This is a genomic window from Lysobacterales bacterium (genome assembly GCA_014946745.1).
In the GTDB taxonomy this organism is placed as follows: Bacteria; Pseudomonadota; Gammaproteobacteria; order Xanthomonadales; family Xanthomonadaceae; genus Aquimonas.
Map to the genome: position 1 here is coordinate 363,605 of JADCRD010000002.1, position 24,487 is coordinate 388,091.

The following is a 24,487-nucleotide window of genomic DNA, read 5'->3' on the forward strand; positions in this document are numbered from 1 at the left end:
GTCTTGGGCACGCCGCGTGCGCGCATCCGACGGCCGCAGCGCTGGCGCCTTCTGGCCGCGCATCGCGCGCGCAAGCTGCTACCGTTGCCGCGGCCCCGACCGGAACCCGAGCGATGTCGAGACTGTTGTTCTGCCTGCTGTTCGCCTGGGTCACTCCGCTCGCGGCGCAGGAGGCCTCCACGCCACCCGCTACACCGGCCGATGCCGCGGTGCTCGATCCCGAGGCGATTCAGACCGCGAGCGCGCCAAGCGCCGAAGCCGCTGTCGAGATCAGACCCGCGCCGGAACCGCCGATCGATCTGCTGCCCGCGCACATCGATGGCCTGGTCGAAGCCCTGCGCCGCGAGCACCTGCTGCCGGGCGTCACCCTGGCGGTCGTGCGTGCGGACGCGCCCGAGCTGCTGCGCGGCTACGGCTACGCCGACCTCGCCGCTCGCACGCCGGTCGACCCGCAGCAGACCCTGTTCCGCATCGGCTCGGTCTCCAAGACCTTCATCTGGAGCGCGGCCCTGCTGCTGGTCGATCGCGGCCAGCTCGACCTCGATGCCGACGTCAACACCTATCTCAAGGCAGTCAAGGTGAGCCCGGCCTTCGATGCGCCGGTGACCCTGCGCCAGCTGATGGCGCATCGCGCGGGCTTCGAGGACAGCTTCCAGGTGTTCGCCGTGGGCGATGACGATGCGCGGCCCTTGGCCCAGCTGCTGGCCGAGCACCAGCCCAAGCGCATCTTCCCGCCGGGCACCCGCACCTCATACTCGAACTGGGGCTCGGCGCTCGCCGCACAGGTGGTGGCCGATGTCGCCGGCGAGGACTACGGCAGCTTTCTGCGCCGCGAGCTGCTGGAGCCGCTCGGGATGCGCGACACCGTTTGGGATGGGCCCACACGGATGGATGCGGCCACGCGTGCACGGCTGGCGCAGGGCTACGCGGAGCGCGGCGGCGTGCCGAAGCCCGAACCGGAGCTGCAGCTCGGCGCCTACTGGCCGGCCGGCGGGATGTCGACCACGGCCGCGGACATGGCGCGCTGGATGCGTTTTCATCTGAACGCGGGCGAGATCGATGGCCGCCGACTGCTGTCAGCGGAAACGCATGCTCTGGTGTTTTCGCGGCCCTACAGCGACCGTGCCGATGCCGCGGATGTCACCCACGGCTTCATCCAGACGCCGTTCCGCGGCCTGCAGCTGACCGGCCACGGCGGCGCCACCGAGAGCTATCTGAGCAATCTGGTGCTGGTGCCCGAGCTGGGCCTCGGCGTCTTCGTCAGCCAGAGCAGCGGCGCCAGCCGCAACCTCGTCCAGCGCCTGCCCGAGCAGATTCTTGAGCATCTGCAAACCCTGCCCGCCGCAGCGCCGCTGGCCGCCGAGTCGGGCGCGCCCGGCGCGCTCGCCGAGGTCGACGGCGCGTATCTGTCCAACCGTCGCGTGTTCAGCAGCTTCGCGGCGATCTTCGGCGCCTTCGACGGCGTCAGCCTGCGCGCCATCAACAGCGAAACCCTGGCGCTCGAGGCCGGCCCGCGCAGCGGCGAATACCGACGCATCGGCGAGGACCTGTTCGAGTCTGCCTTCGGTCAGCGTCTGGCGCTGATCCGCGGCAGTGAGGGCCGCGTGCTGGCGTTCGCCGACAGCAGCGGCGTGCACAGCTTCGAGCGCGTCGAAGGCTTGAGCGCACCGCTGTGGCTGTTCGTCGCCCTGGGCAGCAGCCTGCTGCTGGCGCTGTCGACCTTGGCCGGCGTGGTCTGGCGGCTCGGACGCAAGCGCTATGGCGGGCCGACCGATGCGCTGGTCGGCGCTGTTTCCGTGCTGGCGGCGCTGTGCGTGCTGGCGCTGACGGGCGGCTTGATCGCCACAGCGCTGGCCCTGCAGCAGGCCGGTGCCGCGGAGCTGCCGGGCAACTACCCGCTGCCAGCCATGCTGTGGACGCACTGGGCGGCATGGACCCTTGTGGCTGCAGCGCTTGCCATGCTGCTGATGCTCATGCCCGCCTGGACCCGCACCCGCTTCGGCCTGTTGCGGAAACTGCTGTTCTCCCTGTTCACCGTCACCCTGCTGTTCCTGGCCGTGCAGCTGTGGCTGTGGCGGGTGATCGGGGCGGCGGTGATGTGAGGGCGGGTATTGGGGATTGGCAGAGCTGCGGCCCGAATCACGCCGCGAGCCACCCGAATGCCGACCTCCCCTCTTCTCTTGAGGGAGAGGGGCGGGGGGAGAGGGGTAGGAAGCTTGCAGCCAGGCTCCCCCCTCTCCCCAACCCCTCTCCCTCAGGGGGAGAGGGGCTCCACAGCGGGCTTGCGGAAGTCCTACGAATCCCGAATCCCTAATCCCGAATCCCCAATCCCTAATCCCGGCTCTTGCCCACCTCAGCGCGCATCTCGGCGATCACCCGGGCGTAGTCCGGCGCGTTGAAGATGGCCGAGCCGGCGACGAAGGTGTCAGCGCCAGCGGCGGCGATCTGGGCGATGTTGTCGACCTTGACCCCGCCGTCGACCTCCAGCCGGATGTCGCGGCCGGAGGCGCGGATGCGCTCGCGGGCCTCGCGGATCTTGGGCAGCACCGAGGGCAGAAAGCTCTGGCCGCCGAAGCCCGGATTGACCGACATGATTAGGATCAGATCGATGCGGTCCATCACGTAGTCGAGGTGGTGCAGCGGCGTGGCAGGGTTGAAGACGAGACCCGCCTTGCAGCCGGAATCGCGGATCAGCTGCAGGCTGCGATCGACGTGCTCGCTGGCCTCGGGATGGAAGCTGATCAGGCTGGCGCCGGCTTTGGCGAAGTCCGGGATGATGCGATCGACCGGCTTCACCATCAGGTGCACATCGATGGGCGCGGTGATGCCGTGGCGACGCAGCGCCTCGCAGACCAGCGGGCCGACGGTGAGGTTGGGCACGTAGTGGTTGTCCATCACGTCGAAGTGCACCCAGTCGGCGCCGGCCGCGAGCACGTTGCGCACTTCCTCGCCAAGGCGGGCGAAGTCGGCGGAGAGGATGGAGGGCGCGATCAGGCAGTGGGACATGGCGGGCTCGGGGTGGAGGGGAATTCGATGTTCAGCGCGCGCGCGACCTGGGGCAATACGGATCAAGCCCTGCCTGGCCTTGACCGGTGGTCGCGAGTCCGGCACGGGTCCGGACTCGTTCGACCGCTACGCACCGACGCCTCCGCATTCGCTCGGAGACGCTGAATGCTTCAGCCTTGCCTCAGCCCTCGCGCTCGGCGCGGATGCGGTCGTAGGCGGCGTTGATGGCGCGCGCGCGGGCCTCAGCGCGGCGGCGCACGGCGGGCGATTCGTTGGCGACGCGATCCGGATGGTGACGCGACATCGCGCGACGGTAGGCGCGATCGATCTCCTCCATCGAGGCCTCGGGCGCGACTTCAAGCACGCCGTACGGGTCTTCGCCGCGCGCAGGGCGGCGCGAGCGCAGGGCCAGCCAGCCGCCGTCGAAACCCCAGCCGACCAGGAAACCCAGCACCGCGCCGGCAGGATGCCGCAGCAGAATCCAGCCGAACACGAAACCCAGCAGTCGGCCGGCGTAAGGCATGACCTAGTTCGCGCCGTCGTCGCTGGCCGCTGCCGCGGATTCAGCCGCCGCCGCGCGCTGGCCCTGTCGCGGCTGGCTGGCGTACCAGCGCGCCAGCGCGTCCAGGTCGTCCGGCTGCAGGGCGCCCACCACCGCCTGCATCGGCGGATGCCGGCGCTCGCCGGTCTTGTACTTCTGCAGGGACAGGCGCAGGTAGGCCTCGTCCTGGCCGGCCAGATGCGGGTTGCCCGGCGCGAGCGCGATGCCGTCGACGCCATGACAGCTGGCGCACATGCCGAGCTGGGCCGGGCGTTCGACGGGCGCATCGTCGGCCGGCGCGCCGGGGCTGCAGGCGGAAAGTCCAAGGCCCAACAGCGGGGCCAGCATCAGGGCGCGAAGATTCATGGGCGCGCATTCTACCGGCAGGCTGTGGGCGCGAGGTCGCGGACGCCAACGCCACCGCCCCAGTGCAGTCACATCAGCAGCGGGTAGATCGCCGCCGAGGCGAATACGAGCAGAACGAACAGCAGGCTCAGGGTGAACACAGCGAGCACAGGGATGCTCAACAGCGCCAGCGCATGCCAGCCGGAGGGCCGCAGATAACCCCAGACGGCCCAGCCCAGCCATGCCAGTGGCAGCAGCAGCAGGAACCCCATCGGCTGCACGCCCAGCAGCGGCAGGCCGAGCAGCAAAGCCAACTGCAGAGGCAAAAGGCTCGCGAGGGCGTACAGCGAAAAGGCCGTGGCCTCGGCCAAGTTGGGGCGGGGCTGCACTGGCGCCCTCATGAAGGACAGTGCGACTGCCGGCAGCCAGCACACCACGAGGGCCAGGTCGAAGCGGGCGAACAGCGCGGACATCGCCGCCGTCAGAGCGTCTGGCGACCTGCCGCCGGCGCTCGCGCGTGTTCCATGCACCAGCCCTGCAAGGAACTGCTCGCCCTGCCCGCTGAAGTGCAATACCAGCGCGCACAGCGCGAGCACGATCAAGGCGAGCCGGAACGGCCGCGTCAATCGCGGATCGCGCGTCTCGACATAGCGCCGCGCAGTCGAGCCTGGCGAACGCAGCACACACCAGGCGGTATAGGGCAGACCGCGGTCAAGACTGAACAGCTCGTCGGCCATTTCGGCAAGTACGCTCGCCACCGTGAGACGGGGCGGACGGCTTTCGGGAGCGGGGGCGGGGCTCTGTGTCATCGGAGCAAGGTTAGCGGATGGGACAGCCAGACCGCTTTGGGCGCAGCCACTGTCGCGCTGGGAGCCCCGCCCGCGCACCGCTAAACTGTCGCGCTTTCCGCCAGCCCAGGCCTTCGCCGTGACCACGACCCTGCACCAGTCCGACCTCGACCTGCCGCTGCTGCACCGGGGCAAGGTGCGCGACGTCTACGGCCTGCCGAACAACGAACTGCTGATCGTCGCCAGCGATCGCCTCTCGGCTTTCGACGTGGTGCTGCCCGACCCGATCCCGGGCAAGGGCGAGATCCTCTGCCAGATGTCGAACTTCTGGTTCGCGCAGACTGCCGCCCTGCAGCCGAATCATCTGTTGTCGACGCCGCTGGCCAGCGTGCTGCCGGCCGGCACCGACCTTGCGCTGTACGCCAAGCGCAGCGTGGTGGCGAAGAAGCTGAAAGCGCTGCCGGTGGAAGCCATTGCCCGCGGCTATCTGATCGGCTCGGGCTGGAAGGACTACCAGCGCACGGGTGCCGTGTGTGGCATCGCCCTGCCCGCCGGCCTGCGCCAGGCCGAAGTCCTGCCGGAACCGATCTTCACTCCGTCCACCAAGGCAGCCGTCGGCGACCACGACGAGAACATCGGCTTCGACCGCGTGGTCGAGCTGATCGGCGGCGAGCTGGCCGAGGCGGTGCGCGCGGCAACGCTGAAGATCTATCGCTTCGCGGCGGCCTTCGCCGCCGAGCGCGGCATCCTGATCGCCGACACCAAGCTGGAGTTCGGTCTCGACGAGCAGGGCCAACTGATCGTGATGGACGAGATGCTCACCCCAGACTCCTCGCGCTTCTGGCCGGCCGACCAGTACCAGGTGGGCATCAGCCCGCCGAGCTACGACAAGCAGTTCGTGCGCGACTACCTGGAGACGCTGGACTGGAACAAGACCGCGCCGGGGCCGAAGGTGCCGGCCGCGGTCATCGAGGCGACGCGCGCGAAGTACGCCGAGGCCCTGCTCAAGCTCACCGGCATCACGGCCTGAGCCATCGCGACGCCTGTCGTGCCGGCGCATCGCCGCCGTACTTCCGCTTCATGGCGATCGAAGGGGCGGCTGAAGGCTACGCGCTGGAAGCCGCCTCGCGCCACACCTACAGCGGAATCCGCAGCCGCCGCATCAGCTTGCCCATCACCCAGGCCGGGCCGATCAGCAGATAGACGAGGTCGGTGAAGAAGCTGGGCTTCTTGCCCTCGTAGCGATGGCCGATGAACTGGCCGATCCAGGCGACCACAAATACCGCGATCGCCAGCCACAGCAGGCTCGTCGCGCCGAGCGCTCCGTACAGCAGGTGCGTGAGGAAGCCCAGCGCGACCAGCTTGAGCGCCATGACCAGCCCCAGCGAGCGCGACAGCCGGTAGTAGTAGATCGCCGCCATCGCCATGGCCATGCCCGCCCAGGCCCCATCGCGGCCCAGTGCCGGCGGCACCGGAATCAGCCAGAGCAAGGCGATCACCGACCACAGGATCAAGGGCACGCAGACCACGTGGATCGCCTGGTTGGTGGCGTTGCGGTGGTCGCCCGCGTAGTTCGCGAACCAGCGGTCGACAGGGCGCGCCTCGGCGGCGGACGTGGCTTGGTCGGTGGTGTTCATGGTCATCGAAGACAGCGTTTGACGCGGCCGTTTACGGTAGGGCTTGGGCGACGACCGGGCAAGGTCGTGCGGTGGTGAGGCCCAGTCGCCGGCGCGAAGGGCGCGCGTTGGACCGAAGCAAGCGTGCAGCTTCGGTGGGTCAAGACCCACCCTATGAAGGTCGCACGCCATCGGCAGCGCGGCGGGCTGAACGCAAGCCCCTCCCTGTCTTCAAGCCACCGTAGGACGCGTCGAGATCGATACGCCGGCAAAGATCTGTCGGCCCCGTGTCGCGGGCAACAGAAAGGGCCCCGAAGGGCCCTGTCCGTTTCGCCTCTGTGGCCGCTGTCCGTGCGGGATCAATCTTCGCCGGAGAGCAGGTTCATCAGGTTCAGCAGGTGCGAGAACAGCACCACGATGCTGGAGAACAGGCTGACCGTGATCATGATCGGGTTGGCGTTGGGCTCGTGGATCAACCGGCTCACGTCCCAGAGGATGAAGCCGCTCATCAGCAGCACGGCGGCGCCCGAGATCGTCAGCGACAGCGCCGGGATCTGCAGGAACAGGTTGGCGACGACCGCGACGACCAGCACCAGGAGGCCGACCATCAGGAAGCCGCCCATGAAGTTGAAGTTCTTGCGCGAGACCACGGCATAGCCGGCCAGCGCGGTGAAGATCACCGCGGTGGCGCCGAGCGCATTCAGTACCACCGACGCGCCACCGGGGATGCTCAGGTAGGCGCCGATCATCGGGCTGAACAGCAGGCCCACGGCGAAGGCCCAGCCGAAGGTGGCCAGGATCTGCGCCTGGCCGTTGCCGATGCGCGAGATCAGAAAGGGCCCGCCGATGAACAGGGCCATGAACACCAGCCACATGCCGAGGCCCAGCGGAATGCGCAGGGCCAGGCCCGCGCCGGCGCCGACGGCGGCGACGCCGAGCACCAGGCTCAGCAGGATGAAGGTGTTGCGGACCAGGGTGTTGGTCGCGGCGACGGGCAGGGCCGCGGCGATGGGAACTGCAGGACGCTCGTTCATGGCGGTCTCCGTGGATGGGATTTGGTCAGGGATGGTAGCCGCTGGCGCCGTCAATGCGCCCTGTAGACAGCCTAACGGCGGCGCGGTGCCGTCGAGCGCGCTGTACGGCCAGACCGGACAGCTGGCCGCTCGAATGGCGCGGACGCGACAGCGGGCGCGGCCTCTAGCACCTGCAGTTCGCCTGGACGCAAGCCCGCCAGGGCATGCGGGCCGATGGCCGTGCGGATGAGCCGCAGCGTGGGCAGGCCGACGGCCGCGGTCATCCGCCGCAGCTGGCGGTTGCGGCCCTCGCGCAGCACCACTTGCAGCCAGCTTTCGGGCACCGATTTGCGGAAGCGCACCGGCGGGTCGCGCGGCCACAGCCCGTCGGGCGGGCCCGCAAGACGGGTCACTTCGCAGGGCAGGCAGGGCCCGTCCTTGAGCCGCGGGCCGGCGGCCAGCGCGCGCAGCTGTGCGTCCGTGGCCTCGCCCTCGACCTGCACCACATAGGTCTTGGGCCATTTGTGCCGCGGCTGGGTGATGCGGGCGATCAGTGGGCCGTCGTCACTGAGCAGCAGCAGGCCCTCGGAATCGGCATCGAGGCGGCCAGCCGGATACACATCCGGCACCGACACCCAGTCGGCCAGCGTCGGGCGACCCTCGCCGTCGGTGAACTGGCAGAGCACGCCGTAGGGTTTGTTGAAGGCGATCAGCATGGGCGGGGGCGCGAAACAACCGCGGCCGCACAAGGCGGCCGCGGCGGTTCAGCAGGCTGAAGTGGACTCAGGATTCGGCGCTGGACTCGGCAGCGGCCTCGCTCGCGGCAGCATCGCTCGAAGCGGCATCGCCGGCCGGCTGTGCAGGCTCGCTGGCGGCGGGCTTGACGAAGCGCAGGGTCATGCGGTCGGACTCGCCGATGGCGACGAACTTCTCGCGGTCGACGTCACCGCCGCGCAGCACCGGCGGCAGCGACCACACGCCATTGGGATGGTCGCGGGTGTCCTTCGGGTTGGCGTTGATCTCGGACTTCTCCTCCAGCTTGAAGCCGGCGGCTTCGGCCAGCGCGATCACCTGGGCTTCGGTCACATAGCCGCTGCGACCGTCCGGCTCGGTGCCTTCAGCGGCGCGGTGCTCGACGATGCCCAAGGTACCGCCGTCGCGCAGCACGTCGTAGAAGCCCTTGAAGTAGGCCGGCGCCGCGCCCGAGGGCATCCAGTTGTGGACGTTGCGGAAGGTCAGCACGGTGTCGACCGAGCCGGGCGCACCGAACACCGGATTGGCTGGATCGAACTGCAGCACCTCGGCCTTGCCATAGACCTCGGCGTTGCCGGCCAGCTTTTCCTGGAAGCTCTTCAGCGCATTGCCGTAGTACTCGGCAGCACGCTCGTTGGCGGCCTTGGCCGGATCGACCACGGCGGCGATGTAGCGGCCACCGTCACGCAGCAGCGGCGCCAGGATCTCGGTGTACCAGCCGCCGCCCGGGGTGATTTCAAGCACCACTTCGGTCGGCTCGACGCCGAAGAAACCCAGCGTCGGCACGGGGTTGCGGAAGGCGTCGCGGACGACGTTCTCGGGCGTGCGCCAGGCGCCGGCAACGGCTTGTTCGATCGGCGACTTCACCGGCTCGACAGGGGCCGGCGCAGGCGCCGGGGCCGGAGCCGGTTCAGCGGGCTTGGCAGCTTCGGTGGGCGGCGCAGGCGGAGCCTCGGACTGCGAGCAGGCGGCGAGCGACAGCACGATCAACAGCGGCAGGGTTTTCTTGAGCATGAAAGGACTCCTCGCGGGGTCTACAGGGTTCTGGCGCCGCCGAGTCGGCGACGCGGCTGGAAACAGCGGGCCACGCTAGCACAGGGGCGTGAGGATGTAGAAAGGTCGGAAGGCGGATCGTCAGGCAGGGCTCAGCTGCCTGTGCGCGCTCAATCCTGAGCCCGGGCCGAGGCAGCTAAGCCCGACCGGCCGAAGCGCCGGGCCGCGCGCTTCGGCCGGTCGGGCCTTGGGCGGTCTCAGTTGCAGACCGCCTGGTAGATGCAGGCGACCCACTGCGGCTGATCGATGAAGGGATTGCGGTTGCCCTGGTAGGTCTGGATCAGCGCATTGCGCAGACGCTCGGCCTCGTCCGGCGGGTCCTGCTGGTGCCACTGGATCAGCGTGCTGAGCCGGCCCATGTAGCCCACTGCAGCATTGCCCGACGTGCCAACCACCAGGCTCAGGTCATTGGTCAGGCGCAGATCGGGCTCGGCCGCGCCGGTGCCGCCGTGGCTGCCGCCTTCGTAGCGCAGGTCCATGTAGAACATCGCGCGCGCCACGTTGCCCTTGAGCTTGCGCCAGACCTCGAACACGCTGCCGTTGCTCCAGTTGGAATTGCCTGGATAGACGCCGCTGCCGCCGCCCTGCCCGGCGTAGGCGCCTGTCGCGTACTCGGTGCAGCCGCTGGGACAGTTGTCGTAAGCCTTGTTGCCGCGGGCCGCGTTGTAGGCGATGTCCGAGGCCATCAGCATGTGCAGGTCGGTGTAGGCCGAGTTGGTCGGGCCGTCGTTGGGAAAGCCCAGCGAATTCGGCCAGGTGTGCTCGCGGTTGTAGAAGTCGTTGCCGCCGGCCACCTTGGCGTAGGACGCGTTCTTGTAGACGTCGAGGATACGGCCGCTGTTGAGCGGATCCTGCTCGGCCTGGTTCAGCACGTCCCAGGTGTCGGTGGTGCTCGCCGTGTAGGGGATGCGGGTGTGGTCGTCGATCAGCGCATGCAGGCTGGCGCGCAGCGCGCTGGCGCTGCCGGCCTGCACGCCGCTGTAGTAGCCCGACGGCGGCGCACTCGCCGTGTCGAAGCTGGACGCGAGGCTCAGCCCGCTGAAGCTGGTGTAGGCGCGGATCAGCACGTGCCAGGTGCCGGCCTGCGGGCTGGCGAAGCTGCAGGTTTCGGCGTTGCCGGTCTGGAAGGGGCGGCAGTCGTAGGTGCTGGTGGTCGGCGCGCTGCCGAAGCGCACGAAGAGGTCGGCGTCGCCGCTGCCGCCGCTCATCGCAAAGCGCAGGTTGCTGGCGCCTGCGGGCACGCTCAGGGTGAAGGCCAGGCTGCTGCCCGCGCTTGCCGCGAGACCGCTGCGGGTCACGCCGTTGCTCAGCGGAGTGGCGCTTCCGCCGCCGCCCGCCGCGACCAGAGTCTGGCCGCTGTTGCAGGCGCCGAAGCTGGCGGCGCGCGGCGCCTGCCATGCGAAGTCGCTGGCGCGGCTGCCGCTGCCGGCAAGCTGCAGGGACTGCCCGACCGGCGTGGTGGTGGTCTCGGCCACTGCGATCTGGGTGGCCGCGCGGCCAGCGGCCGGGCCATCGGTGGCGGTGAACCCGCCCTCATAGCTCAGCAGCTGAACGACCGCGCCGCTGGCGTCGATCAGAGCCAGCCCGTCCGGGCTGCCGTTCTGGATGCCCGGCACGTTCACCACGACCGTGCCGTGGCCGCCGCACTGGCTGGCGGTCGTGCCCGACAGGCTGTACGTGGCGTACCGGCGGCCGTCGCTGCCGTTGTACAGCACCAGCGTCCAGCCGCTCAGCGAGGTGCCTGCCGGCGCGATGACTTCGACGCGCTCGCCGCTGTCAGTGCCGTCGTTGTCGTAGTGGAACTCGTTGATGAAGACATCGGCGCGGGCGGAGCCCGCGGCGATCAGGCACAGCCAAGCCAGCGCGCTGCAGGCAGGCGCAAGACGTCCACGCAGGGACAGGGTCATGGGAACTCCAGGGTGTCGCAGGCCGCGGCATCCGGCCGCCGGCGCGCGCTCGGACACGAGCGGTTCCGCAGCAGGCGCCCGCCCTCCCCGGCGGCACCTCCCGCGGCGGGCGGCCACCGCGGCCGCCACATGCGCGCCGAAGGCTAGGCTCCGACGCAGCCGGCAGAGTCTGTGGCTTTCCTGTGACGCTGTGAAGTCGCTGACCTGGCCCCGGCGACTTCGCTGAGGCTGCGCGTAGGCGCCGACAGCGAAGCGCGCCGCTACACGCGGAGCCGTGCGGGATAGGGCGGCACGTCGGCCATCGCACCGGCACGGATGTCCTGCTGCAGAGCCAGCCACCAGCCGACGGTGAAGATCTCCCCGTGGGCCTCCAGCAGGGCTGCGCGCAGCTCGGGCGACAGGCCCAGGAACCGCGGGAACTGCTCCGGGAAGACGTCATTGTCATCGACGTGGTACCAGGCGCCAGCGTGCATTTCCTCGTCCTCATGACGCGCGCTCGGCAGGGCGCGGAAGCGGCACTCGGTGACGAAGCAGAGCTCGTCGTAGTCGTAGAAAATGGCCCGGCCCGCGCGGCTGATGCCGAAGTTCTTCAGCAGCAGATCGCCGGGAAAGATATTGCTGCGCGCGAGATCCTTGATCGCCTGGCCGTAGTCGACGATAGCGGCGATCGCGTGCGCGGGTTCGACCTCGCGCAGGTACAGGTTCAAGGGCCGCAGACGGCGCTCGATGTAGCAGTGCGAGAACACCAGATCTTCGCCGTCGGCCTGCACGGTCTCACGGCAGCCTTCGAGCAGTTCATCGAGCAGGGCCGGCGCGAACTGGCGGCGCGGAAAGCGCAGGTGGCGGAACAGCTGGGCATCGACCAGACGGCCGACGCGGTCGTGGTGGAACACCAGCCGGTACTTCTCTTCGACCTCTGCGCGAGCCATGGTCTTCGGGTAGGCGAAGCGGTCGCGGATCAGCTTGAACACCACCGTATAGCTGGGCAGGGTGAACACCGCCATCACCATGCCGCGCTCGCCGTCGGCGTGGACGAAGGCTTCGTCAGGATGGCGCTCCAGATGCGCGAACAGGTGCCGGTAGCGCTCGGTCTTGCCCTGTTTGGCGCGGCCGAGCACGGTGTAGAGCTCATCGACCGGCTTGTGCGGCAGCAGGGTGCGCAGGAACACGACCGCATCGCCGACGGTTTCCAGGTCGGCGTGGAAGTAGCTGCGGGTGTAGCCGAACAGCACCGCGACCTGGGCGCGCTCGGTGATCAGCGCATCCGCGCGCAGGCCGCGCTCGCCGTGCATCAGCGCGATCACGATCGGCGCGAAGCGGCTCTCGCCGTAGACGCGGCCGACGAGATAGGCGCGGCGTTCGCGATAAAACACGGTCTCCATCAGCTCCAGACCGCGCACGGCCGGGGCGTCCCAGTCGGCCAGCTGCTGCTCGATGCGTTCGGCCAGCGTGCGCGCGCAGGCCTGCGGATCGGCGTAGGGCACGGCGAAGGGATAGTCGGCCAGCACGCGCGCGAAGACCGGGGCAAGCTCCCCCGCCACCGCATAGCTGCGGCGCGCCACCGGGTGGGTGATGCGGTCGGTGGGTGCGATCGACAGGGCCACAAACTCGATCGCGGCGTCAACGCCACGGGTGGCGAAGAAGCGCCGGGTCAGGGTGTTGAAGAAGGTCTTGTACAGCTCCTGGTCGAGCAGGCCGTCGACCAGCTCGGCGTAGCGCGCGTGGATGCGCGCCCACAGCGCCTTGTCCTGCGACTGCCCTTCGAGCTGGGCCGAGAGCCGCGCACCTGCAGCGGCCACGCAGCGGTCGTACAGTTCGATGCGCTCGACCGCGTCGGAGCGCGCGCCCAGCCAATCGCGCTGCTCGAAGCGTCGGCGCGCGCGCTGGGTGATCGCGCGGAAGTGGCCGTTGTAGCCTTCGAAGGCATCGCGAATCGAAGTCGCCGCCAGTTCGACGCGGGCTTCCTCTGCGCTGCGCTGCGGGTTGTGATCCGGGGACAGCTCAGCCATGAAGGCTCCATTGGAGGGGAAGGGACGCACGCCGCCGATCTTCGCGGCAGACGGCAGCCGACATGGTCATCCAGACCCTGACAGCCTGGCCGGGCTGTCAGGATCACCCTGACCTTGAATGCGAAGTGTCCGCAAAAATTCTTCACCCACCCTGTCGATAATGACAGTGCGCCCGCGTTGTCATGCGAGGCGCTCCGGACCGGCTCTCCGACCTCCCCCACGGCCCCGGTCCCATGCTCTCCCCGAAGCACACAGCCGGATCGCAGGATGCGATTCGGCTGTTTCGTTTTCGGGGTGCCGAAAGGTCTTCGCGCACCTGACGGTCCGCTCTCAAGTCCGCGCAGGCCCTGCCGTTATCGATCCCGAGCCGCACAGCGGCCCGCACCGGCCCCGGTGCGGCGGGTCATGGGTTGCCGCCTTGCTCCGCCGCACCGGGGTCACTTTGCGTCAAGCCATCACCCATGTCGCGACCACAGGCGCTCGAACTCCGCGCGGTAGTCCGCGACCAGCGGCGCATGCTCGATCACCAGCAGGTTCTCCTCGTTCGAGCTGCTGGCGCTGCGCGTCCAGTTGAAGCTGCCGTTCAACAGCACTCGCGCGTCGAAAATCGCGAACTTGTGGTGCATGTGGAACTCGCTGCGGTCAACCCGCACCGGCAGCCCCTGATCCCGCAGCCAGGCCACATCGCTGCCGGCGTCGAAGGCCTTGTCGTTGTCGGTGAGCAGGCGCACGGCGATCCCGCGGCGATGGCAGGCCAGCAGCGCCTCGGCGAGCACATCATCCGCGAGGGTGAAGACGCAGACGTCGATCTGCGCGCGCGCTGCGCGGCACAGCGACAGGATCTTCTGCCGGCAACTTTCGCCCGGGCTGAAATGCGCGCTGGCCGGCTCGCGTGCGGCCTGCGCTTTCAGGTCCAGGGTCTTCACCACCTGTTCCAGCCACTTCAGCGCCGGCTGCGCCTGGGCCGGGTCGACGACCAGCTCGCGCACCAGGGCGAACGCGCGATTGCGCAGGTAGCGGACCGCGTCCGCCGACAGCGACTGGCCCAGCTCGCGCAGCTCGTCGCGCTCGTCGACGCTCAGGCTGAGATCCGCAAGGCTGTCGCGCAGGGTCTGGTCGAGCTGCTTGAAGTCCATGCGCGGGCTCCTGGGGTGGGCCTGCATGATCGGTCGAGCGGCCCAGGACGTCGAGCGCCCGCAGGGCTTGCCGCGGCCACTTCGATTCGCCAGCCTGCTGCGCATCCGCCCCGTCCCTGCGAACCCGCCGATGACGCCGCACCCGATCGACCTCGAATTCCGGCTGGCCTGGCACGCAGTCGGCGCACAGGATGGCGCCGACACCTGCCTCGCTGCCCTGCGACGCGCCTGGCGCGAGCCGCAGCGGCACTACCACAGCCTGCAGCATCTGTCGGAATGCCTGGACCTGCTGCGCGCGCACCGCGAACTGGCCGAGCGGCCGGACGAACTTGTGCTGGCGCTGTGGTTTCACGATGCCATCTACGACCCGCGCGCCAAGGACAACGAGCAGCGCAGCGCCGACTGGGCGACGCAAGCGCTCAGCGAGGCCGGCGCCGATCCCGCAGCGACAGCGCGCATCCACGCCCTGATCCTCGACACCGCGCATGCCGCCGAACCCGCGCCGGGTGACCCCAGCCTGCTGGTCGACATCGACCTCGCCATCCTCGGCGCAGCCCCCGAACGCTTCGCCGAGTACGAGCAGCAAGTGCGCGCCGAGTACGCCTGGGTGCCGGGCTTCCTCTTCCGCTACAAGCGCCGGCAGCTGCTGCGCGAATTCGCTAGGCGCGAGCCGCTGTACCGTACGCCGGCCCTGCGCGAGCGACTGCAGGCCCAGGCGCGGATCAACCTGGCGGACGCCATCGGCTGAAGCGACAGCGCACGTTATCGCCGGAGACTGAAGCCCAGGGCGAAGCCCTCGCGCCGCCAGACCCAGGCCAGCAGCAGATACCAGGCGGTCATCAGCGCGCCGATATGCCACTCCAGCAGGTTCTCCATGCGGTCCTTGAGCTCGGGGTCATCGAAGCCATTGGCCACGGCCGTGTAGCCCAGACCCAGCGCCAGCATCACCAGCGAGATCGCCAGCCACACCGCGCCGACGGCATCCCATCGACCCAGCCAGCGATGCCAGTGCCGCACCACCACCAGCTGGGCCAGATAGACCGAGGCGAAGTAAAGCTGGGCACCGTAGCGCCGCAGGAAGCGATAGACCTCGCCCTCGGTGCCCAGAAAGGTGACATACACCGCCAGCGCCAGACCGGCGAAAGGCGCGAGCAGCCAGAGGCTGCGGCCCGCCCGCGCCTCGCCGGTGCTCTGCCGCAGCCAGACGATGGTCGCGAGCCAGTGCAGGGCGAGCAGCAGCGCCGAGGGCAGCATCAGCAGCCGGAACAGGTGATTGCCCAAGCCATGCCGCGCCGCCCGGCTGATCGAGGTGCAACCCTCGAAGTAAGGCACGCAGGCGGGCACATGCCCGGCCTCGATCGACAGCGCGTAGGCGAGGTGGGCGGCGGCGACGGGCACCAGGGCCACAGCGAGTGGGAGGGGCCAGAGGGGGAGGGATTGGGACTGCATTCGGATCTGTCTCACTGAGGTGCGCCATTGACGCACGTGCGCCATTGGCGTAGAACGCGCACATGATTTTCATCGAAACCAGCGCGTTCACTCGTCGCGTGAAGGAACTGCTGAACGACGATGAGTACGCCCGATTCCAGACAGAGCTTGCGTGCAACCCCAGCGCAGGCGCCGTTATCGAGGGCACAGGAGGCCTTCGCAAAGTGAGAGTGGCCCTGGCAGGCGGCGGAAAGCGAGGAGGAGCACGGGTGATCTATTACCACTTGGACGCTGCTGCCCAAATTCGCCTTCTGCTGATTTATTCGAAGAGCGAATCTGACGATCTGACAGCGGCTCAGAAAGCTGCGCTCAAGCGCCTCATCGAGGAGTGGAAGTAATGGACGAGAAACTCTTTTCGGAACTACTTGAAAGCGTAACCGAGATGGGAGAGATCACTCGGGGGGAACGCGCGCCATCGCGGGAGTTCACAGTCACGGCTGTCAACGTCAAGAGAATTCGGGTGGCGACCGGCTTGTCACAGGCCAAGTTCGCACGTGTGGTTGCGGTTCCGTTAGGCACACTCAGAAACTGGGAGCAGGGTCGCCGCGAACCCACAGGTCCAGCCAAGGTTCTGCTTAAGGCGCTGGAAAGGGATCCGCAATCCGTGCTCGAAGCGATCTCTTGAACCCCTTAACGCACAAGGCCGCCCAACGGCGGCCTTGTGCGTTCAACCCATCGCAGCGATCGCTTACATCGCCTTGATCAGCGCGTCCGCGAACTCCGAGCACTTCACTTCGGTCGCGCCGTCCATGAGGCGGGCGAAGTCGTAGGTGACGGTCTTGGCGGCGATGGCGGCGTCCATGGACTTGATGATGGCGTCGGCGGCTTCGGTCCAGCCCATGTAGCGCAGCATCATCTCGCCCGAGAGGATCACCGAGCCCGGGTTGACCTTGTCGAGGTTGGCGTACTTCGGCGCGGTGCCGTGGGTGGCCTCGAACACGGCGTGGCCGGTCATGTAGTTGACGTTGCCGCCCGGGGCGATGCCGATGCCACCGACCTGCGCAGCCAGCGCGTCGGAGAGGTAATCGCCGTTCAAGTTCAGCGTGGCGATCACGTCGAACTCGTTCGGCCGCGTCAGCACCTGCTGCAGGGTGATGTCGGCGATGGCGTCCTTGATGATGATCTTGCCGGCGGCGACGGCGGCGGCCTGCTCCTCATTGGCGGCCTTCTCGCCGCTGGCCGCCTTGGTGCGCTCCCACTGGTCCCAGGTGTAGGTCTTGTCGCCGAACTCGCGCTCCGCCAGGGCATAGCCCCAGTTGCGGAAGGCCCCTTCGGTGAACTTCATGATGTTGCCCTTGTGCACGATCGTCACCGACTTGCGGCCGTTGGCGATGGCGTACTCGATGGCGGCGCGGATCAGACGCTCGGAGCCATCCTTCGACACCGGCTTGATGCCGATGCCCGAGGTCTCGGGGAAACGGATCTTGCCGAAGCTCTTGGGGAAGTGCTCCTTCAGCAGGTTCAGGAACTTCGCGTTCTCGTCCGAGCCCTGCTCGAACTCGATGCCCGCGTAGATGTCCTCGCAGTTCTCGCGGAAGATCACCATGTCGACCTGGTCGGGACGCTTGACCGGGCTCGGCACGCCCTTGAACCAGCGCACCGGACGCAGGCAGACGTAGAGGTCGAGCATCTGCCGCAGCGCCACGTTGAGCGAGCGGATGCCGCCGCCGATCGGCGTGGTCAGCGGGCCTTTGATCGAAACGAGGTAGTCGCGGCAGGCCTGCACCGTGGATTCCGGCAGCCAGGTGCCGAACTGGTTGTTCGACTTCTCGCCGGCGTAGATCTCCAGCCAGTGGATCTTGCGCTGGCCGCCGTAGGCCTTCTCCACCGCCGCATCGAGCACGCGCACCGAGGCGCGCCAGATGTCGGGGCCGGTGCCGTCGCCTTCGATGAAGGGGATGATCGGGTTGTTCGGCACGTGCAGCTTGCCGTTCTCGATGGTGATCTTGGCGCCGCCGGCGGGCGGAGTGAGGGTCGGTTCTGCCATGGGGATCCTCCCGGTTGCGGCCGCCGTCGCGATGGACGGGGCCTTTGGATGAAAGGGTTGTCTGCGGGATGCAGGGTGCGCGCAGCCTGGGCGCCGCGCGGCGCAGCACGCCATTGTCGCCTGCAGGAACGTGAGCGTGAAGTGCGACCTTCGGCAGGCGCGGTGCGGGCCGCTCAGCCGCGCGGTCGGCGCGCCGTCACCTCGGGGCCCATGCGCGCGAGATCGATGCCACCGACCTCGTAGCGGAGGCTCTGCTTGCCGCCGCGGATGGGCACCTCGATCTCGATCCAGCGCGCGGACTTCAGCGCCTCGAAGAATCGGCGGTCCTCCTCGATGAACATGGCCGGCACGGGCGCGCCCTCGGGCTGGCTGGCTTCGAAGCGCACCGGATTGGCGTCGTCGATCTTGAGGTTGATGTTGCAGCGCGCGCCGCAGGCGATGCGGCCGCCGGGCAGCAGGATGTAGACGTTCTGGCCCCACTCAGGGTGCCGGCGCAGCACCAGCTGAGGGCGCTCCTCGCGCGGCAGCTTGAGACTGTCGGCTTCGTACATGAAGGCCGTGTAGGTGGTGCCCTTGACCTCACCGACCGCGTGGTAGACCCACAGATTGGCCAAGCGGGTTCGCTCGCGATCGGCCGCGGCCAAGGCTTCGATCTCGGCCATCGCGGCCTGCACCTTGGCCGCAGCCTCGGTGCCGGGGTACTTGGCGAGGATGTCCTCGGCATAGGCACGGGCGAGCTGACCGCGGCCTTCGGCGCGCGCCTGATCGAACAGGACGATCGCCTCGTTGGCGGCAGCGCTGTTGAGGGTGGGGCCGCTGGGCGGCGGCGGCGGCGGCTCGGAGCACGCCGCCAAAGCCAGACACAGGGCGAGGCTGCCGCTCAACTTCAGTGGGGTGTGCATGCAGTGCTCCTTACGAGAGTCGGTGCGGCGCGGAAAGGGCATGGCGTGGCCTGCACGATTCAGGCCGCTGCGGTGTCTGGGTAGAGCTGCTCAGCGCGACGGAACAGCACCCAGCTGGTGGCGATGTACTTGTCGCCGCCGCGCGGGCGGTTACCGCGGTGGGTGTGGGTGAAGGCCGCAGGCGCGATCAGCAGGCTGCCGGTTTTCGGCTTGATCTTGCGGTCCTGGTAAAGGAACTCGGTTTCTCCCTCGTCGAAGCCATCGTTGAGATACACCGTCCACAGCAGGGTGCGGTGCAGGCTTTCGGCGCCGGGATCGCGCGGATACAGCTCGCAGTGCCAGTAGGGATAGCCGCCTTCGCCGGCGCGGTAGCGCTGCAGGTTGATCGCGCCGGGGCGGAACACCTGCTGGGCGACGGGCACCAGTTGACTCGCGTCCATGCGTTCGACGTCGCCGGCGTCGAGCCGACGCAGCTCACCGCTGTTCGGGTCCTGCATCTGCAGCATCAGCGGCGCGATCAGGGTGTGCGGGTAGCGGCGCAAGTAGGCCACGAGGCCATTCAGCATCGCCATGTTGAGGGCCTGTTCAACGTCCTGCCATTCGGGGTAGGCGGAGATGGTGACGTCGCTGCTGTGCTTCAGCTCCGGGTAAACCCCGCCGCCCACGGCACCCGGCGCCAGCTGGCCACAGCGCTCGAAGCGCTGGATCAGCGCGGCGCACTGCTCCCGGCTGAGCGCGTTGTCGTAGACCTCGATGAAATCGTTATGGCTGTGGCTCATTGAGCGACCCGCTGGACGTGAGGACCCGGTGAGGGGCGATTCTACGCGCAGGCCGGGGGCCGCGACCGGGCCGCGGATGACCCGCGCTGGCGTACACTGCGCGCCCTCATGGACCCCCGCCTCGACCTGCACCAGGTGCGCCGTGCCTTTGGCCGCGCCGCCTCCGACTACGCCGCCATCGCCGTGCTGCAGCGCGAGGTGGAGTCGCGTCTACTGGAGCAGCGGGTGTTCGCCAAGGCCGAGCCCACGCGCATCCTCGACCTCGGCTGCGGCCCGGGCCGCGCCAGCGCCGAGCTGCGCCGGCACTATCCGAAGGCCGAGCTGGTGGCGGTGGACCTGGCCCTGCCGATGCTGATGGAAGCCGGCCGCGGCTGGCGCTGGTACACGCCAAAGGCGAAGCGTTTCCATCGCGTCTGCGCCGACGCACGTGCCCTGCCCTTTGCCGAGCAGAGCTTTGATCTGGTGTTCTCGAACCTCTGTCTGCAGTGGATCGAAGATCTGCCGACCGTGCTCGACGGCCTGCGCGGGCTGCTGCGCCCGGGCGGCCTGCTGCTGTTCACCAGCTTCGGTCCGGACACGCTGTTCGAGTTGCGCTCGGCCTTCGCCGCCGCCGACGATGCGCCGCACGTGTCCAGCTTCAAGCCCATGCAGGCGATCGGCGATGCGCTGATGAGTGCGGGCTTCCGCGACCCCGTCCTCGACACCGACCGCTTCACCCTCACCTACCGCGAACCGCGCGAGCTGATGCGCGAGCTGCGCGGCATCGGCGCCGGCAACGCCTGGTCCGACCGCCGCCGCAGCCTGACCGGCAAGGCGCGCATGCAGCGGGTGTTCGAGGCCTACGAGGGTTTCCGCAGCGAGGGCCTGCTGCCGGCCACCTACGAGGTGCTGTACGCCCAGGCCTTCGCCCCCGAGCCGGGCCAGCCACGCCGGCGCGAAGGCGGCGGCGAGATCGCCAGCTTTCCAGCTTCAGGGCTGAAGATCCGCCGCAAGGTCTGAGACGCGGGCGAGGCTCACACGGCCTGCGCGTCCGCCTCACATGCGCTTGCGCAGCGCGCCCGCACAGTGCGCGCATGCTCAACGCGCTCGCCAGCCTGTTCTTCTATGCCCGCTTCCTGCCCCGCTTCTCGCGCTTGGGCTACGTCCGCCGCAAGCGCGGTTTCGAAGCGATCGACTTCGATTTTCGCAGCCAGCGATGGGTGGTCAGCGGTGCGACCGGAGGCATCGGCCGCGCCATCGCGCTGGGCGCCGCCGCCGCCGGTGCCGAAGTCGTGGCCTTGGGCCGCGACGCCCTTCGTCTGCAGGCGCTGCAGACCGAAAGCGCCGGGCGCATCCGCGGCTTCAAGGTGGATCTGGCCTGCGTCGCCGCCACCCGCGCGGCGGCCGCGGCCCTCGCCCGCGAGGGCCGCGTCGAGGTGCTGGTGAACAACGTCGGTCTGATGCTGCACGATTTCCGGCGGACCGCCGAGGGCATCGAGACCGGCTTCGCCACCAACCTGCTCAACCATTTCGTGCTGACGGAAGGTCTGCGTGAGGCCGGCGCGCTCGATGGGCACAGCGCGGTGATCTCGATGAGCTCCGGCGGTCTCTACGGCGCACGGCTCGATCTGGCCGCCCTGGAAGCGAAGGACGCCGCCCAGCACAACGGCCTCGCGGCCTATGCCCAGCACAAGCGCGCGCAGGTTGAGCTGACGCGCTGGTGGAACGGGCTCGGAGGATCGGCCCCACGCGCGTATGCGCTGCATCCGGGCTGGGTCGATACCGAAGGGGTGCGCAGCGCGCTGCCGCAGTTCCGACGGCTGCTGGGGCGCTGGCTGCGCAGCGCCGAGGAAGGCGCGGACACGGCCCTGTGGCTTGCCGCCCAGCGCCCGCCGCTGTCACCCGAGGGTGGGCTGTGGCTGGACCGCCAGCGCGACACCGAGCATGCCTTTGGTTTCACCCGCGGCGGCGCCAGCGCCGAAGCCTTGGTCGCGCATCTGCGTGCGCGCCTGGCCCCGCTGGCGCGCTGAGGCGAGATCGACGAGGTCGGAGCCAGGCCCGACCACCGCCTGAGTGGACTGGATCGGCCGTGCCCTAGGGAAGGTCTGAATCATCGGAGCTTCCGGCGCGCCACAGAGGGCGCGCACGCGGATCGAGCACTAAAGTGCTTGGTCTGGTGCAAGCGAGTCCGGACCGGCGCCGGACTCGCGAGGTCTGAACGGCTTTCGGGCGGAGTTGTTCAGACCTTCCTCAGTTGAGACGCGCCTGCTCGGCCGCGTTCAAGCTGGCCCGACCGCGCTGGGCGAAGGCGGCGACGCTGTCCGCGACATGCCGATCGGTGAGCAGGCGCGCATGGCCAAGTCCGTCCGTGCTCAGCAGCGGCACGCGCGCGGTGCTGGCGATGCGGGCACCGTCGCCGTAGGGAATGATCCGATCACTGCGGTCATGCACCACCAGCAGTTCACCCGTGAAGCGCCGGGCCAGTGCCGAGATGTCCAGAGCGGCGGCGGGCACGCCGGTCAAGCGCTCCATGCGCGCGACGAAGGCGGCTTCGGCGCGCTGCGGCAGAGCCAGCTGTCGACTGGTCCGCTGCAGCACCTCCGCGAAGTGGGCCGGCGCCGACACCACGATGGCGCGCTTGGCGCGCAGGCCCTGCGACAGGGCGTACAGCACCGCGCCGCCGCCCATGGAGTGGCCGATCACCGCCTCCACGCTGCCCAGCTCGGGCGCGCTTTCGAGCAGGGCATCGGAGAACACGGTCGGCGAGGCGAACTCGCCGGGCGTGCGGCCGTGGGCAGGCGCGTCCAGCGCCAGCACCTGCAGACCGCGGGCGACCAGGACGCGGGCAATCGGCGCGAACTGCGCAGCGCTGCCCTGCCAACCGTGCAGGGCCACTACGCGCGGGCCACTGTTGCCCCAGCGCAGGCCGGCGAGGCCGAAACGCAAGGTGACCGGTTCGGCATCCTCGGGCTGCGGCCGTGGCGGCAACGGGCGCGGGCGGGTGGCATAGCTGGCGACCAGCCCGGCGGTGAATTCAGGGAACAGTCGGCCGAGGGTGGAGCCGAGCGGACGCAGGGCGGCAGGCGACATGGGGTGCTCCTTGGACAGCGGTCAGATCGGTTGCAATGTGCAACCGCGGAAGACGCTAGCGCGGTCAGTTGCAGCTTGCAACCTAAATCGCCATGCTCGTCGCCATGAGCCCCCACCTCGCTGTCGGCGCCAGCCCTGCTGCCGATCCCCATTCGCCCTGCCCGATCGCGCGCGCGTTGGAGATCGTCGGCGAGCGCTGGTCCCTGCTGATCCTGCGCGAGGCCTTCATGGGCCAGCGGCGCTTCAACGATTTCGAGCGCCAGCTGGGCATCGCCCGCAACATCCTGTCGGCGCGGCTCAAGCATCTGGTCGAACGCGGCGTGCTGTCGCGCGAGGCCTCCCGCGACGACGCGCGGCAGATCGAGTACCGGCTGACGCCGATGGGCAAGGCCCTGTTCCCGGTGCTGGTGTCGATGGCCCAGTGGGGCACCCAGTGGGCGCCCTGCGAGGAAACCGCGCTGGAGCTGCGCAACGCCGACACCGGCGCGCCGCTCGCCGCCCTGCGCGCGTTCGACGCCGACGGCAGCGAGCTGACGCCGCGCAACCTGCGTCTGCACTGGCGCGAACCCGGCTGACGCAGCACGCCGCGCGGCTGCCCCGCGCAGGCACACTGACCTGCCTTGCCGATCGTCCCACCCACCGCCATGCGCCGCATCGTCCACGTCGACATGGACGCCTTCTACGCTTCGGTCGAGCAGCGCGACGACCCGAGCCTGCGCGGGCGCCCGGTGGTGGTAGCCTGGAAGGGCGCGCGCTCGGTGGTCTGCGCGGCCAGCTACGAAGCGCGCGTGTTCGGCATCCGCTCGGCGATGCCGGCGATCCGCGCCGAGCGCCTGTGCCCCGATGCGGTGTTCGTGCCGCCGGACTTCGCCCGCTACAAGGCGGTCTCCAACGAAGTGCGGGCGATCTTCGCCAGGCACACCGCGCTGATCGAGCCGCTGTCGCTCGACGAAGCCTATCTGGACGTCAGCGCCGACCTGCAGGCCCTGGGCTCGGGCACGGCGGTGGCGAAGGAGATCCGCGCCGAAATCCGCGAGGCCACCCAGCTCACCGCCAGCGCCGGCGTGGCGCCGAACAAGTTCCTCGCCAAGATCGCCTCCGACTGGCGCAAGCCCGATGGCCTGTTCGTGATCCGACCCGAGCAGGCGCTGGACTTCCTGACGCCGCTGGCGGTGGGCAAGCTGCCCGGCGTCGGCAAGGTGATGCAGGCCAAACTGGCCGAGCTTGGCGTCGAGCGCGTCGGCGAATTGCGGGATCTGGGCGCCGAGTCGCTGATCGCCCGCTTCGGCCGCTGGGGTCGGCGCCTGCACGAGCTGTCGCTGGGCATCGACGAACATCCGGTGGAACCCGAGCGCCCGAGTCTGCAGATCTCGGCTGAGGACACCTTCGCGGTGGATCTGGACATCGACGCGATCGGCGCCGAGTTAGAGCCGCTGGCGCGCAAGGTCTGGGCGGCGGCGCAGCGTTCGCAGCGGATCGGCCGCACCGTGGTGCTGAAGCTCAAGACCACCGACTTCCGCCTCCTCACCCGCAGCCTGAGCCCGGAATCACCGCCCGCGTCGTGGCAGGAGCTGCTGGAGATCGCGCTGGCTCTGCGCACGCGCGTCGAGCTTCCGAAGCGCACGCGTTTTCGGCTGGCCGGCGTGGGCCTGTCGAATCTGGTGGAGGCAGAGAGCTTGCCGCGACAGGGCAGTCTGTTCGGGCGCAGCGCGCAACCCGGCGGATGACGCCCGAGCCGGCAACACGTGTTGACTTGAAGAGGGCGCCGCTGCGGAGTCCGCGCTCGCAGCGCAAGCGCCCGGTGGAGGCGCCGTCAGCGACGCGCCAGCAAGTAAGCGGCGCCGTCGCAGATCGCCAGCCCCCAGTACCAGGCCGGCACCAGCACTTCGTGGCGAACGCGATCGAGCGTGTGCAGCAGGGTCAGGGCGAACATGAGCGAGCTCCGTGGACTGCGTGGCGCAGCCGGGATGGCCGTGGGCGATGCCTGTGACCAGCAGCTTTTGTGCCAGCGGGCGGAAAGCGGAAACGCTCACAGTTCGCCCCTTTTGGGCGGCGCCCCGGGCACCGGTGGCGGCGGAAATCCGTCCGCTCGTCG

24 protein-coding genes and 1 pseudogene are annotated in these 24,487 nt (G+C 69.1%); 9 read left to right on the forward strand and 16 right to left on the reverse strand.

Features of this window, described 5'->3' with window-relative positions; genetic code table 11:
- Window positions 1-113 precede the first annotated feature (113 nt).
- The gene (locus tag H4O13_13825; GenBank protein MBE5316468.1) at window positions 114-2,102 is read left to right on the forward strand and encodes a beta-lactamase family protein; all 1,989 of its coding nucleotides are present in this window, start codon (window positions 114-116) and stop codon (window positions 2,100-2,102) included.
- 229 nt (window positions 2,103-2,331) lie between these two features.
- Here the strand turns inward: H4O13_13825 and rpe are convergent, their stop codons facing one another.
- The 4 genes from rpe to H4O13_13845 all read right to left on the reverse strand — a co-directional run bounded on the left by rpe (window position 2,332) and on the right by H4O13_13845 (window position 4,629).
- Entirely contained in the window at window positions 2,332-3,006 is a 675-nt protein-coding gene (rpe, locus tag H4O13_13830) for a ribulose-phosphate 3-epimerase (protein ID MBE5316469.1), read from the reverse strand.
- A 181-nt stretch (window positions 3,007-3,187) separates the two neighbouring features.
- A complete protein-coding gene (locus H4O13_13835) occupies window positions 3,188-3,529 on the reverse strand; it encodes a DnaJ domain-containing protein (protein MBE5316470.1) in 342 nt (113 codons plus the stop codon).
- Window positions 3,530-3,532: 3 nt separating this feature from the next.
- Complete coding sequence (locus H4O13_13840) at window positions 3,533-3,802, reverse strand: c-type cytochrome (protein ID MBE5316471.1); 270 nt, start codon at window positions 3,800-3,802, stop codon at window positions 3,533-3,535.
- Between the two features lie 179 nt (window positions 3,803-3,981).
- Window positions 3,982-4,629 (reverse strand): DUF3667 domain-containing protein, encoded by a 648-nt coding sequence (locus tag H4O13_13845; protein ID MBE5316472.1) that lies wholly within the window; start codon window positions 4,627-4,629, stop codon window positions 3,982-3,984.
- A gap of 190 nt (window positions 4,630-4,819) precedes the next feature.
- On the opposite strand from H4O13_13845, the gene H4O13_13850 reads away from it, so the two are divergent.
- Window positions 4,820-5,710 carry a phosphoribosylaminoimidazolesuccinocarboxamide synthase gene (locus tag H4O13_13850; GenBank protein MBE5316473.1) on the forward strand — a complete coding sequence of 297 codons (891 nt, stop codon included), beginning with the start codon at window positions 4,820-4,822 and terminating at the stop codon, window positions 5,708-5,710.
- A gap of 106 nt (window positions 5,711-5,816) precedes the next feature.
- On the opposite strand, the gene H4O13_13855 is transcribed toward H4O13_13850, so the two are convergent.
- The 7 genes and pseudogenes from H4O13_13855 to H4O13_13885 all read right to left on the reverse strand — a co-directional run bounded on the left by H4O13_13855 (window position 5,817) and on the right by H4O13_13885 (window position 14,167).
- Window positions 5,817-6,317, reverse strand: a complete 501-nt coding sequence (locus H4O13_13855; protein MBE5316474.1) for a DUF962 domain-containing protein — start codon at window positions 6,315-6,317, stop codon at window positions 5,817-5,819.
- 338 nt (window positions 6,318-6,655) lie between these two features.
- Complete coding sequence (locus H4O13_13860) at window positions 6,656-7,330, reverse strand: Bax inhibitor-1 family protein (protein MBE5316475.1); 675 nt, start codon at window positions 7,328-7,330, stop codon at window positions 6,656-6,658.
- 71 nt (window positions 7,331-7,401) lie between these two features.
- A complete protein-coding gene (locus H4O13_13865; protein MBE5316476.1) occupies window positions 7,402-8,025 on the reverse strand; it encodes a pseudouridine synthase in 624 nt (207 codons plus the stop codon).
- A 163-nt stretch (window positions 8,026-8,188) separates the two neighbouring features.
- Window positions 8,189-9,055, reverse strand: a pseudogene (locus H4O13_13870) (class I SAM-dependent methyltransferase).
- A gap of 257 nt (window positions 9,056-9,312) precedes the next feature.
- The gene (locus tag H4O13_13875; protein ID MBE5316477.1) at window positions 9,313-11,022 is read right to left on the reverse strand and encodes an endonuclease; all 1,710 of its coding nucleotides are present in this window, start codon (window positions 11,020-11,022) and stop codon (window positions 9,313-9,315) included.
- A gap of 260 nt (window positions 11,023-11,282) precedes the next feature.
- Window positions 11,283-13,031, reverse strand: coding sequence for a bifunctional isocitrate dehydrogenase kinase/phosphatase (aceK, locus tag H4O13_13880; GenBank protein MBE5316478.1), 1,749 nt, complete (start codon window positions 13,029-13,031; stop codon window positions 11,283-11,285).
- A gap of 455 nt (window positions 13,032-13,486) precedes the next feature.
- The gene (locus H4O13_13885; GenBank protein MBE5316479.1) at window positions 13,487-14,167 is read right to left on the reverse strand and encodes a nuclease; all 681 of its coding nucleotides are present in this window, start codon (window positions 14,165-14,167) and stop codon (window positions 13,487-13,489) included.
- Between the two features lie 130 nt (window positions 14,168-14,297).
- On the opposite strand from H4O13_13885, the gene H4O13_13890 reads away from it, so the two are divergent.
- The gene (locus tag H4O13_13890) at window positions 14,298-14,915 is read left to right on the forward strand and encodes an N-methyl-D-aspartate receptor NMDAR2C subunit (GenBank protein MBE5316480.1); all 618 of its coding nucleotides are present in this window, start codon (window positions 14,298-14,300) and stop codon (window positions 14,913-14,915) included.
- A 14-nt stretch (window positions 14,916-14,929) separates the two neighbouring features.
- Here the strand turns inward: H4O13_13890 and H4O13_13895 are convergent, their stop codons facing one another.
- On the reverse strand, window positions 14,930-15,565 hold the full coding sequence (locus H4O13_13895; GenBank protein ID MBE5316481.1) for a hypothetical protein: 636 nt from the start codon (window positions 15,563-15,565) through the stop codon (window positions 14,930-14,932).
- 113 nt (window positions 15,566-15,678) lie between these two features.
- On the opposite strand from H4O13_13895, the gene H4O13_13900 reads away from it, so the two are divergent.
- Both H4O13_13900 and H4O13_13905 read left to right on the forward strand, forming a co-directional pair.
- The gene (locus H4O13_13900; protein ID MBE5316482.1) at window positions 15,679-15,993 is read left to right on the forward strand and encodes a type II toxin-antitoxin system RelE/ParE family toxin; all 315 of its coding nucleotides are present in this window, start codon (window positions 15,679-15,681) and stop codon (window positions 15,991-15,993) included.
- Window positions 15,993-16,280 (forward strand): helix-turn-helix domain-containing protein, encoded by a 288-nt coding sequence (locus H4O13_13905; protein ID MBE5316483.1) that lies wholly within the window; start codon window positions 15,993-15,995, stop codon window positions 16,278-16,280. The genes H4O13_13900 and H4O13_13905 overlap by 1 nt, the downstream gene beginning before the upstream one ends.
- A gap of 63 nt (window positions 16,281-16,343) precedes the next feature.
- Here H4O13_13905 and icd read toward each other — a convergent pair whose 3' ends face one another.
- The 3 genes from icd to H4O13_13920 form a co-directional block, all read right to left on the reverse strand.
- Window positions 16,344-17,642, reverse strand: coding sequence for an NADP-dependent isocitrate dehydrogenase (gene icd / locus H4O13_13910; GenBank protein MBE5316484.1), 1,299 nt, complete (start codon window positions 17,640-17,642; stop codon window positions 16,344-16,346).
- Between the two features lie 173 nt (window positions 17,643-17,815).
- Window positions 17,816-18,544 carry a hypothetical protein gene (locus H4O13_13915; GenBank protein ID MBE5316485.1) on the reverse strand — a complete coding sequence of 243 codons (729 nt, stop codon included), beginning with the start codon at window positions 18,542-18,544 and terminating at the stop codon, window positions 17,816-17,818.
- A gap of 59 nt (window positions 18,545-18,603) precedes the next feature.
- Window positions 18,604-19,323 (reverse strand): 2OG-Fe(II) oxygenase, encoded by a 720-nt coding sequence (locus H4O13_13920; protein MBE5316486.1) that lies wholly within the window; start codon window positions 19,321-19,323, stop codon window positions 18,604-18,606.
- Between the two features lie 108 nt (window positions 19,324-19,431).
- On the opposite strand from H4O13_13920, the gene bioC reads away from it, so the two are divergent.
- On the forward strand, window positions 19,432-20,322 hold the full coding sequence (gene bioC, locus H4O13_13925) for a malonyl-ACP O-methyltransferase BioC (protein ID MBE5316487.1): 891 nt from the start codon (window positions 19,432-19,434) through the stop codon (window positions 20,320-20,322).
- Between the two features lie 74 nt (window positions 20,323-20,396).
- Window positions 20,397-21,332 (forward strand): SDR family NAD(P)-dependent oxidoreductase, encoded by a 936-nt coding sequence (locus H4O13_13930; GenBank protein MBE5316488.1) that lies wholly within the window; start codon window positions 20,397-20,399, stop codon window positions 21,330-21,332.
- Window positions 21,333-21,552: 220 nt separating this feature from the next.
- Here the strand turns inward: H4O13_13930 and H4O13_13935 are convergent, their stop codons facing one another.
- Window positions 21,553-22,392, reverse strand: a complete 840-nt coding sequence (locus tag H4O13_13935; protein MBE5316489.1) for an alpha/beta fold hydrolase — start codon at window positions 22,390-22,392, stop codon at window positions 21,553-21,555.
- A 104-nt stretch (window positions 22,393-22,496) separates the two neighbouring features.
- Here H4O13_13935 and H4O13_13940 point away from each other — a divergent pair, with 104 nt between their 5' ends.
- Both H4O13_13940 and dinB read left to right on the forward strand, forming a co-directional pair.
- Window positions 22,497-22,967: a helix-turn-helix transcriptional regulator gene (locus tag H4O13_13940; protein MBE5316490.1), complete on the forward strand. Its 471-nt coding sequence runs from the start codon at window positions 22,497-22,499 to the stop codon at window positions 22,965-22,967.
- A gap of 69 nt (window positions 22,968-23,036) precedes the next feature.
- On the forward strand, window positions 23,037-24,119 hold the full coding sequence (gene dinB / locus H4O13_13945; GenBank protein ID MBE5316491.1) for a DNA polymerase IV: 1,083 nt from the start codon (window positions 23,037-23,039) through the stop codon (window positions 24,117-24,119).
- Window positions 24,120-24,487: the final 368 nt, after the last annotated feature.

What these genes read in the sequence shown, in the direction of transcription:
- H4O13_13825 (MBE5316468.1), top strand. Translation starts at nt 114, where the DNA reads ATGTCGAGACTGTTGTTCTGCCTGCTGTTCGCCTGGGTCACTCCGCTC.
- rpe (MBE5316469.1), bottom strand. Translation starts at nt 3,006, where the DNA reads ATGTCCCACTGCCTGATCGCGCCCTCCATCCTCTCCGCCGACTTCGCC.
- H4O13_13835 (MBE5316470.1), bottom strand. Translation starts at nt 3,529, where the DNA reads ATGCCTTACGCCGGCCGACTGCTGGGTTTCGTGTTCGGCTGGATTCTG.
- H4O13_13840 (MBE5316471.1), bottom strand. Translation starts at nt 3,802, where the DNA reads ATGTGCGCCAGCTGTCATGGCGTCGACGGCATCGCGCTCGCGCCGGGC.
- H4O13_13845 (MBE5316472.1), bottom strand. Translation starts at nt 4,629, where the DNA reads ATGGCCGACGAGCTGTTCAGTCTTGACCGCGGTCTGCCCTATACCGCC.
- H4O13_13855 (MBE5316474.1), bottom strand. Translation starts at nt 6,317, where the DNA reads ATGAACACCACCGACCAAGCCACGTCCGCCGCCGAGGCGCGCCCTGTC.
- H4O13_13860 (MBE5316475.1), bottom strand. Translation starts at nt 7,330, where the DNA reads ATGAACGAGCGTCCTGCAGTTCCCATCGCCGCGGCCCTGCCCGTCGCC.
- H4O13_13865 (MBE5316476.1), bottom strand. Translation starts at nt 8,025, where the DNA reads ATGCTGATCGCCTTCAACAAACCCTACGGCGTGCTCTGCCAGTTCACC.
- H4O13_13875 (MBE5316477.1), bottom strand. Translation starts at nt 11,022, where the DNA reads ATGACCCTGTCCCTGCGTGGACGTCTTGCGCCTGCCTGCAGCGCGCTG.
- aceK (MBE5316478.1), bottom strand. Translation starts at nt 13,031, where the DNA reads ATGGCTGAGCTGTCCCCGGATCACAACCCGCAGCGCAGCGCAGAGGAA.
- H4O13_13885 (MBE5316479.1), bottom strand. Translation starts at nt 14,167, where the DNA reads ATGGACTTCAAGCAGCTCGACCAGACCCTGCGCGACAGCCTTGCGGAT.
- H4O13_13890 (MBE5316480.1), top strand. Translation starts at nt 14,298, where the DNA reads ATGACGCCGCACCCGATCGACCTCGAATTCCGGCTGGCCTGGCACGCA.
- H4O13_13900 (MBE5316482.1), top strand. Translation starts at nt 15,679, where the DNA reads ATGATTTTCATCGAAACCAGCGCGTTCACTCGTCGCGTGAAGGAACTG.
- H4O13_13905 (MBE5316483.1), top strand. Translation starts at nt 15,993, where the DNA reads ATGGACGAGAAACTCTTTTCGGAACTACTTGAAAGCGTAACCGAGATG.
- icd (MBE5316484.1), bottom strand. Translation starts at nt 17,642, where the DNA reads ATGGCAGAACCGACCCTCACTCCGCCCGCCGGCGGCGCCAAGATCACC.
- H4O13_13915 (MBE5316485.1), bottom strand. Translation starts at nt 18,544, where the DNA reads ATGCACACCCCACTGAAGTTGAGCGGCAGCCTCGCCCTGTGTCTGGCT.
- H4O13_13920 (MBE5316486.1), bottom strand. Translation starts at nt 19,323, where the DNA reads ATGAGCCACAGCCATAACGATTTCATCGAGGTCTACGACAACGCGCTC.
- bioC (MBE5316487.1), top strand. Translation starts at nt 19,432, where the DNA reads ATGGACCCCCGCCTCGACCTGCACCAGGTGCGCCGTGCCTTTGGCCGC.
- H4O13_13930 (MBE5316488.1), top strand. Translation starts at nt 20,397, where the DNA reads ATGCTCAACGCGCTCGCCAGCCTGTTCTTCTATGCCCGCTTCCTGCCC.
- H4O13_13935 (MBE5316489.1), bottom strand. Translation starts at nt 22,392, where the DNA reads ATGTCGCCTGCCGCCCTGCGTCCGCTCGGCTCCACCCTCGGCCGACTG.
- H4O13_13940 (MBE5316490.1), top strand. Translation starts at nt 22,497, where the DNA reads ATGAGCCCCCACCTCGCTGTCGGCGCCAGCCCTGCTGCCGATCCCCAT.
- dinB (MBE5316491.1), top strand. Translation starts at nt 23,037, where the DNA reads ATGCGCCGCATCGTCCACGTCGACATGGACGCCTTCTACGCTTCGGTC.